This is a genomic window from Humibacter sp., assembly GCF_035547335.1.
Lineage (GTDB): Bacteria > Actinomycetota > Actinomycetes > Actinomycetales > Microbacteriaceae > Humibacter.
The window spans coordinates 20,654-27,417 of sequence record NZ_DASZVF010000048.1; the positions used below are offsets into that span (position 1 = coordinate 20,654).

The 6,764-nt window shown below is 68.1% G+C and carries 6 protein-coding genes and 1 pseudogene; 3 read left to right on the forward strand and 4 right to left on the reverse strand.

Annotation, left to right across the window (positions count from 1 at the left end; genetic code table 11):
* Window positions 1-42: 42 nt before the first annotated feature.
* Window positions 43-1,149, forward strand: coding sequence for a pyridoxal-phosphate-dependent aminotransferase family protein (locus VHB92_RS10580; RefSeq protein WP_325453715.1), 1,107 nt, complete (start codon window positions 43-45; stop codon window positions 1,147-1,149).
* Window positions 1,150-1,272: 123 nt separating this feature from the next.
* Here VHB92_RS10580 and VHB92_RS10585 read toward each other — a convergent pair whose 3' ends face one another.
* Window positions 1,273-2,151, reverse strand: a complete 879-nt coding sequence (locus VHB92_RS10585) for an SMP-30/gluconolactonase/LRE family protein (protein WP_325453716.1) — start codon at window positions 2,149-2,151, stop codon at window positions 1,273-1,275.
* A gap of 160 nt (window positions 2,152-2,311) precedes the next feature.
* Here VHB92_RS10585 and VHB92_RS10590 point away from each other — a divergent pair, with 160 nt between their 5' ends.
* Window positions 2,312-3,541 (forward strand): dipeptidyl aminopeptidase, encoded by a 1,230-nt coding sequence (locus VHB92_RS10590; protein ID WP_325453717.1) that lies wholly within the window; start codon window positions 2,312-2,314, stop codon window positions 3,539-3,541.
* Window positions 3,538-4,509, forward strand: coding sequence for an NAD-dependent epimerase/dehydratase family protein (locus VHB92_RS10595; protein ID WP_325453718.1), 972 nt, complete (start codon window positions 3,538-3,540; stop codon window positions 4,507-4,509). Before VHB92_RS10590 ends, VHB92_RS10595 begins: the two co-directional genes overlap by 4 nt.
* Window positions 4,510-4,666: 157 nt before the next feature.
* On the opposite strand, the gene VHB92_RS10600 is transcribed toward VHB92_RS10595, so the two are convergent.
* The 3 genes and pseudogenes from VHB92_RS10600 to VHB92_RS10610 form a co-directional block, all read right to left on the reverse strand.
* Window positions 4,667-5,611, reverse strand: a complete 945-nt coding sequence (locus VHB92_RS10600) for a ribokinase (protein ID WP_325453719.1) — start codon at window positions 5,609-5,611, stop codon at window positions 4,667-4,669.
* Window positions 5,608-6,504, reverse strand: coding sequence for a carbohydrate ABC transporter permease (locus VHB92_RS10605; RefSeq protein WP_325453720.1), 897 nt, complete (start codon window positions 6,502-6,504; stop codon window positions 5,608-5,610). Before VHB92_RS10605 ends, VHB92_RS10600 begins: the two co-directional genes overlap by 4 nt.
* Window positions 6,501-6,764 (reverse strand): annotated as a pseudogene (locus VHB92_RS10610) (sugar ABC transporter permease); the annotation flags it as partial. The gene VHB92_RS10605 and the pseudogene VHB92_RS10610, both read right to left, overlap by 4 nt.

The following is a 6,764-nucleotide window of genomic DNA, read 5'->3' on the forward strand; positions in this document are numbered from 1 at the left end:
GAGCCACCAGGGGACGACCGGCCGTCAGGAAGAGCCGAGACGATGACGAACTGGAACCCCCTCGGCAGCGTGCCGCCCTACCCCGCCGACCGTTATGCCGGCCTCGCCGACCGCATCGGCGGCATCCTCGGCACGTCAGCCGACGTCGTGCTCCTGCAAGGGGAGGCCATCGTGGCGCTGGAGGCGGTCGCCGCTTCGGTCGCGGCTCCCGGACGCACCGCGCTCGTGCTCGTCACGAGCCCGTACGGCGAGACGGTCGCGGGATGGCTGGAGGCGCACGGCGCCCGCGTGCGGACGCTGCGCACCGATGGCATCCAGCACATCGCGGCCGAAGCCCTCGAAGCCGAGTTGCACAGCGAACCGGCCGAGGTCGTCTACGTCACGCACGGCGAGGCCGCCACCGGCATCGTCAATCCGCTGAAGGAGCTGTCGGCCGTCGCCCGCGCACACGGCGCTCTGGTGATCGTGGATGCCGTCGCCTCGGTCGGAGGGCATCCGCTGGCGGTCGACGACTGGGGCATCGACATCGCGGTCGTCGGGGCGCAGAAGTCACTGGCCGGGCCATCGTCTCTCTCGGCCGTCTCCGTGTCGCCGAGAGCCTGGGATGCGCTCGAGTCGGCGTCCGCGTCGCGGGCGTCGGCGCCGGCATCCGTGCTCTCGCTGCTCGATCTCAAGCACGACTGGCTGGATGCCGGACGGGGCGTCCTGCCAGGCATGCCGGACCCGCTCTCGTTCTGGGCGTTCGACGCCGCCGTGGACGCCGTGCTGGCCGAGGGGGTGGATGCCGTCATCCAGCGGCACGCGCGCGCCTCATCTCTCGCGCGGTCAGCGGTGCGGGCCCTGGTGTCGGCCATCGACGGCGCGGAGCCTGCTCCCGCGACGGATGCCGCGGCGTCCACGCTGGTCACGCTCGCGCCGGTGCCCGGGGGCGTCGATGAGAGCCGGCTGCTGGCCGCCACCGCACGGCTCGACGGCACGCTGTCGTCGGCTCACGGCGCGGCAGCGGGACGGTTCGTGCGCATCAATCACACCGGTGCTCGGGCGAACGCCGCAGCGGTCGCCACCTCGGTGCTCGCGTACGGCATCGCGCTGCGCTCGCTGGGCGTGCCGGCCGACCTGAATGCGGCCGCCGAAGCACTCGCCTGCTGAGGGGCGCAGGGTGGGCGGTCACTGCGCATCGACACGTGCCTTGAAGCGCAAGCTGCCGACGACTCAGCCGGCGCACTATGCAGTCGCCTACGACTCAGTCGGCCGAAGCGGCCCGCCGATGACTCAGCCGGCGTATGTGGGGAGCACGCGGCCGCGCACCCCGGGCCGCGCAGCGAACACCGCCCCAGCGCCCGGCTCTTCCCCGTCGGCGATGCCCTCCCGCGACGTCGTGATGTAGAGCACGTCGAGATCCGGTCCGCCGAACGCTACCGCGGACGTATTGCTCACTCCCGGCACGGTGATCACGTCGACGAGGTACCCGTCGCGGTCGTAGTGGTGCACCTTGCCGCCCGACCACAGCGCGGTCCAGATGCCGCCCTCCTCGTCGATGGTCATGCCGTCCGGCGAGCCCTGCGACCGGTCGATCTCGGCGAAGTGCCGCCGGTTCGAGAACTCGCCGCTGGCACCGTCGTAGTCGAAGACGTCGATGCACTGGGTGGGGGTGTCGTTGTAGTACGCCGTCGCTCCGTCTGCACTCCACTGCAGGCCGTTGGAGATGGTCACATCGCCGAACGCCACGCTCGTCGCGCCGTCGGGTTCCAGCCGGAACAACGTGCCTGCCCCCGGCGTCTCGTCGTAGGCCATGGTGCCGCAGTAGAAGCGCCCCTGCGGGTCGCAGCCGCCGTCGTTCATGCGGATGCCGGCATCCGTCACGACGTCGGGCACCTCCCGCTCGAGCACGAAATCGCGATCGAACAGGCTGAAGCCGTGCTCCGTGGCGACGACGAAGCCGCCTGCCGATCGCGGACGCAACGCGGCCGCCACCTTGCCGACGTGGTAGCGGGCGACGGCATCCGAATCCACCCGCCCCACGCTCGGGTCGCGCAGGTCGAGCACCTCGCCGCGTGGGATGTCCACGATCAGCAGCCGTCCCTGGTCGGAGTCCCAGATCGGGCCCTCGCCGTGTTGCGCGATACGTTCGGTGACCTGCTCGGCGTCCATGCCAGCACGGTACCCCGCCCCCGAGTGCTCGGCCGGGGGTTGCGGTCGTGGATTGCGTCGCCCATGTGCGGCCCATCGAGGCGAGCGCCATGCCGTAGCGTTTGGCGATAGTGGGGACGCGGTCGAACGCGATCGCGCGAGTCGCGGCGAGGGGAAGCTCATGGCGGGAGCAGGTCACACGTTCAGCAAGGGGTTCTCGACCAACGAGGACTTCGACTTCGAGGTTCGCAATGTGCTCGGCGCCGCGTATTCCGGCGCGGCCGACGTGGGCGAAGTGCTGGCCGCGATCGACGACGTGAAGCCGAACGACGATCGCGGCTGGTTCAAAGCGTGGGCGGAGCTGGGCGACCGGGTCGACGGCATAGCGGATGCCTGCGACGAGCGGCATCACACGACCAGCGCCGCAGAGGCGCGGTTGCGGGCATCCATGTACTACGCGGTCGCCGTGAACGCCGCATCCGCACTGGACTCCACGGACGAGCTCGCGGATGTCTTCCACAAGCACCGCACGGCATGGGATGCCTTCGTGGACTCGACGACGAGGGCGAGCGTCGAGCGCGTGTCCATCCCGTACGAGCAGACGACGCTGCCCGGGTACGTGTTCCGGCCGCGCGGCGCATCCGGTGCGCTGCCGCTGCTCATCGGAACCAACGGAAGCGACGGGTCGCTCACCGCCATGTGGGCCACGTGCGTGTTCGGAGCGTTGCAGCGCGGCTACGCGGTGCTCGTCTACGACGGGCCGGGGCAGCAGTCGATGCTCTTCGATCGGGCCACGACGTTCCGGCCGGACTGGGAGGCGGTGCTCACCCCCGTGCTGGACTTCGCGCTCGGCCTCGAGGGGGTCGACCGGAAGCGCGTCGCTGCGTACGGCATCAGCCAGGCCGGCTACTGGGTGTCGCGGGCGCTCGCGTTCGAGCACCGCTTCGCGGCGGCGATCGTCGATCCGGGCGTGGTCGACGTGTCCACGTCGTGGACGAGCCATCTGCCGAAGAGCCTCATCGAGCTGCTCGACAAGGGCGAGGACGCGAAGTTCGACCGTGACATGGAGTTCGGACTCAAGTTCCAGAAAGATGCCGCGAGGCAGTGGGCGTTCCGCGCCAGGCCGTACGGTCCGCTCGGCTACGCCGAGACACTGGCGGAGGTGCGCAAGTACACCGTGGCGGATGTCGCCTCGCGCATCACGACGCCGCTTCTGATCACCTCGCCCGAGCGGGAGCAGTTCTGGCCCGGGCAATCCGAGCAGCTTGCGGAGCTCACGAAATCCGTGTCGACTCTCGTGCCGTTCACGGCGGCCGAGGGCGCGGACTTCCACTGCCAGCCGCTGGCGCGATCGCTGACGGATCAGCGCATGTTCGACTGGCTCGACGAGAAGCTGGAGGTGCAGTCATGAGAATCGTCGTCATCGGGGCCACCGGTCACGTCGGCGGATACCTCGTCCCCCGCCTTGTTCGCGCGGGACACGAGGTGATCGCCCTGAGCCGCGGGCAGCGCGATCCGTACCGCGCCGACGACGCGTGGGCATCCGTGGAGCGGATCGATGTGGACAGGCAAACCGAGGATGCCGCTGGCACGTTCGGAAAGCGCATCGCCGACCTGAATCCCGACGTAGTAGTCGACATGATCTGCTTCACCCGGGCGTCCGCGGAGCAGCTGGTCGACGCCGTCCGGGGACGGGTGCGGATGCTCGTCACCTGCGGGTCGATCTGGTCACGGGGCATCCTCACGGAGGTGCCGGGAACGGAAGAGTCGCCGCTGAACGGCTGGGGCGAGTACGGCACCGGCAAAGCCGAGCTCGAGGCGTATCTGATCGAGCAGTCGTCGGCGCCGGACGGTGTGCCCGCCGTCGTCATCGACCCCGGGCACATCTCGGGACCGGGCTGGCACGTGATCAACCCGGCAGGCAACCTGGATCCCGTCGTGTGGGAGCGACTCGCGTTCGGCGAGGAGGTCGTGCTGCCCGACGAGGGACTCGGCATGCTGCACCATGTGCACGCGGACGACGTCGCGCAGCTGTTCCAGCTGGCCATCGAGCATCCCGAGGATGCCGTGGGCAACGCGTTCTTCGCCGTCTCCGCCCGAGCGCTCACGCTGCGGGGCTTCGCCGAGACCGCGGCCGGGTGGTTCGGCCAGGAGGCGCACCTCGCCTATATACCCCTCTCGGAATACGCTTCGGCCGTTGGCGAGCGACACGCGGAGACGACGACCGAGCACGTGGCGCGGAGCCATGCGATGAGCATCGAGAAGGCGACCAGGATGCTGGGCTACCGTCCCGCCTATTCGTCCCTGGAGGCGACGCGCGAGGCGGTCGAGTGGCTCAACGATAACGAGGTGTTCTCGCGGCGACTCCCGTTCGCCTGATTCGCTGCGCGAGTCCGTCCGCTCCCGTCCGGTCGGTCTCTCCCGCACTTTTCACGATTCGCCGTATGGATATCGCGATGACCTTACGGTGAATCCTCAAAAGTGCGGCCTGGCGTGACGCGATGTTCGCGCAAGGGAGGTCGCCGCGCGGCTGCGATCAGCAGCGCAAGGACGCATCTTCGAGGTCCTCCCAAGTCGGATACGACGACTGCGCGCCGAACCTCTGCACCGCAAAGGTTCCCGCGATGACGCCGAATTCCACCGCCTCACGAATCGAGGCCCCACGGGCGAGCTGCGATGCCATTGCGCCGACGAAGGCATCGCCGGCGCCTGTCGTGTCCACCACCTCGGCGACAGGCGGCGCGACCGCATGTCCCTGCGAGTGGGCGTCGGCCCAGTACGCACCGTACGGACCGATGGTGATCACGACCGACCTGGTCTTGGCCCGCAACTCCGCGACGGCCTTGCCCGCGGTCTCGACATCGCGCACCTCCCAGCCGACGAGCGCGCTGGCCTCCGCTTCGTTGAGCACGAGCGGGTCGCATTCGCGAAGCAGTTCGGCCGGGATCTCGCGAAACGGCGCGAGATTCAGGATGACTCGCGCACCGGCCTGCGTCGCCGACGTGATCGACGCCTCGATGATCTCCGGCAGCACCTCCGCCTGCGCCACCATGATGGCCTGGTCCGCCTGGTCGGCGAGCGCAGCAACCGCTCGCTTCACGCGTTCGGCCGTCAAGGAGAAATTCGCGCCTGGCACGACCGTGATCGAGTTCTCACCGCTGTCGTACACCGACACGAGAGCCAACCCGGTGCGGCCTCGATCGATGATCTCGACGTTCGCGGTGTCGACGCCTTCCGAACGAAGCTCACGCAGCAGGAGCGCACCGTCCGCGTCGTCGCCGACCGACGCGACGAAACTCACGTTCCCGCGGAGGCGAGCGGCCGCCACGGCCTGATTCGCGCCTTTGCCTCCCGGTTGCAGCAGGAGGCTCTTGGCCAGGACGGTCTCACCGGGTGCCGGTGGTACGGCAACCCTGACGATGTAGTCCTGATTGGCCGAACCCACCACGATGATCCTCGCCGGCTGCTTCGAATCGGTCATTTCTCTCCGCTCGCGAGCGATAGACGCCCGAAGAATCGTTGCAGGATGAACATACTGATCGCCGGCACCAGCGACAGCAGGACTGCTCCGGCGAAGTTTCGTCCGAAGTCTGCGCCATGTTCGCCGAACGTGGAAGCGAGTGCCACAGGAGCGACCTGCAAATTGTTGTCGCTCACGATCAGCAGCGGCCATAAGTATGCCGTCCACTGGCCGAGGAAGATGAGAAGCGCCGAGTTCGTGAGCGCCGGGCCGCTCATGCGCGTGTACACCGTGAAGAGGATCCGCGGCTCCGACGCGCCGTCGAGCATCGCCGCCTCACGATACGACGTCGGGATCGCCAGGAAGTACTGGCGCAGGTTGAAGATCGCCAGGCCGTTGCCGATGCCGGGAAGGATGAGTCCGATCAGGGTGTTCCCGAGTCCCCAGTCCGTGAACTGCTGCGCAAGAGGGATCGCGATGGCCTCGAACGGCACCATGAAGCTGATCACGATGACGGCGAAGATGACGTTGCGCCCTCGGAACTGATAGACGGACAGCGGATAGGCGGCCATCACGGACACGACCAGGCCCAGGAGCACAGAGGCCAGGCACACCACCGCCGAGTTCAGCAGAGCGAGCCCGAAGCCGTTGTCGACGAACAGGCTGATGTAGTTCTCGAACGTGACATTCGATGGCACCAGCAGCGCCCAGCTCAACGGGGACATCGTGTTGACGATGTCTGCGCTGGGCCGGAACGAGCCGATGAAGACCCACACGGCCGGAAGGATGAAGACAGCGCCCAGCACGACCGAGATCGCCGTGAGAACAACGGTCACCGTCGACGCGCGCGCCCTCCCGGTCCTCGCTTCTCGCGTTGCCCTGACCGTGCCGCGACTCGTCGCCGTGGTCGTCATCGTGTGCTCCTCTCCTCGCGGAGCAGGCGGAACTGCAGCACCACGAACACGAGCATGATGACGGTCAGGATGACGACCTCCGCCGCTCCGAGGTTGCGGCTGCCGTACTCGTACGTCGTGCGATACGCGTTGAACATCAGAAGCGTCGTCGACCCCTGCGGGCCGCCGTCGGTAAGCAGTTGCACGGGAACGAACAGCACGAAGTTGGCCACGGTGTCGGCGACGAGAACGAACAAGAGCGGTCGTTTGAGCAGCGGGAT

Bases quoted from the DNA above. Each gene is read 5' to 3' on its own strand.
- VHB92_RS10605 (WP_325453720.1), bottom strand. From the start codon at position 6,504: ATGACGACCACGGCGACGAGTCGCGGCACGGTCAGGGCAACGCGAGAA.
- VHB92_RS10580 (WP_325453715.1), top strand. From the start codon at position 43: ATGACGAACTGGAACCCCCTCGGCAGCGTGCCGCCCTACCCCGCCGAC.
- VHB92_RS10600 (WP_325453719.1), bottom strand. From the start codon at position 5,611: ATGACCGATTCGAAGCAGCCGGCGAGGATCATCGTGGTGGGTTCGGCC.
- VHB92_RS10590 (WP_325453717.1), top strand. From the start codon at position 2,312: ATGGCGGGAGCAGGTCACACGTTCAGCAAGGGGTTCTCGACCAACGAG.
- VHB92_RS10595 (WP_325453718.1), top strand. From the start codon at position 3,538: ATGAGAATCGTCGTCATCGGGGCCACCGGTCACGTCGGCGGATACCTC.
- VHB92_RS10585 (WP_325453716.1), bottom strand. From the start codon at position 2,151: ATGGACGCCGAGCAGGTCACCGAACGTATCGCGCAACACGGCGAGGGC.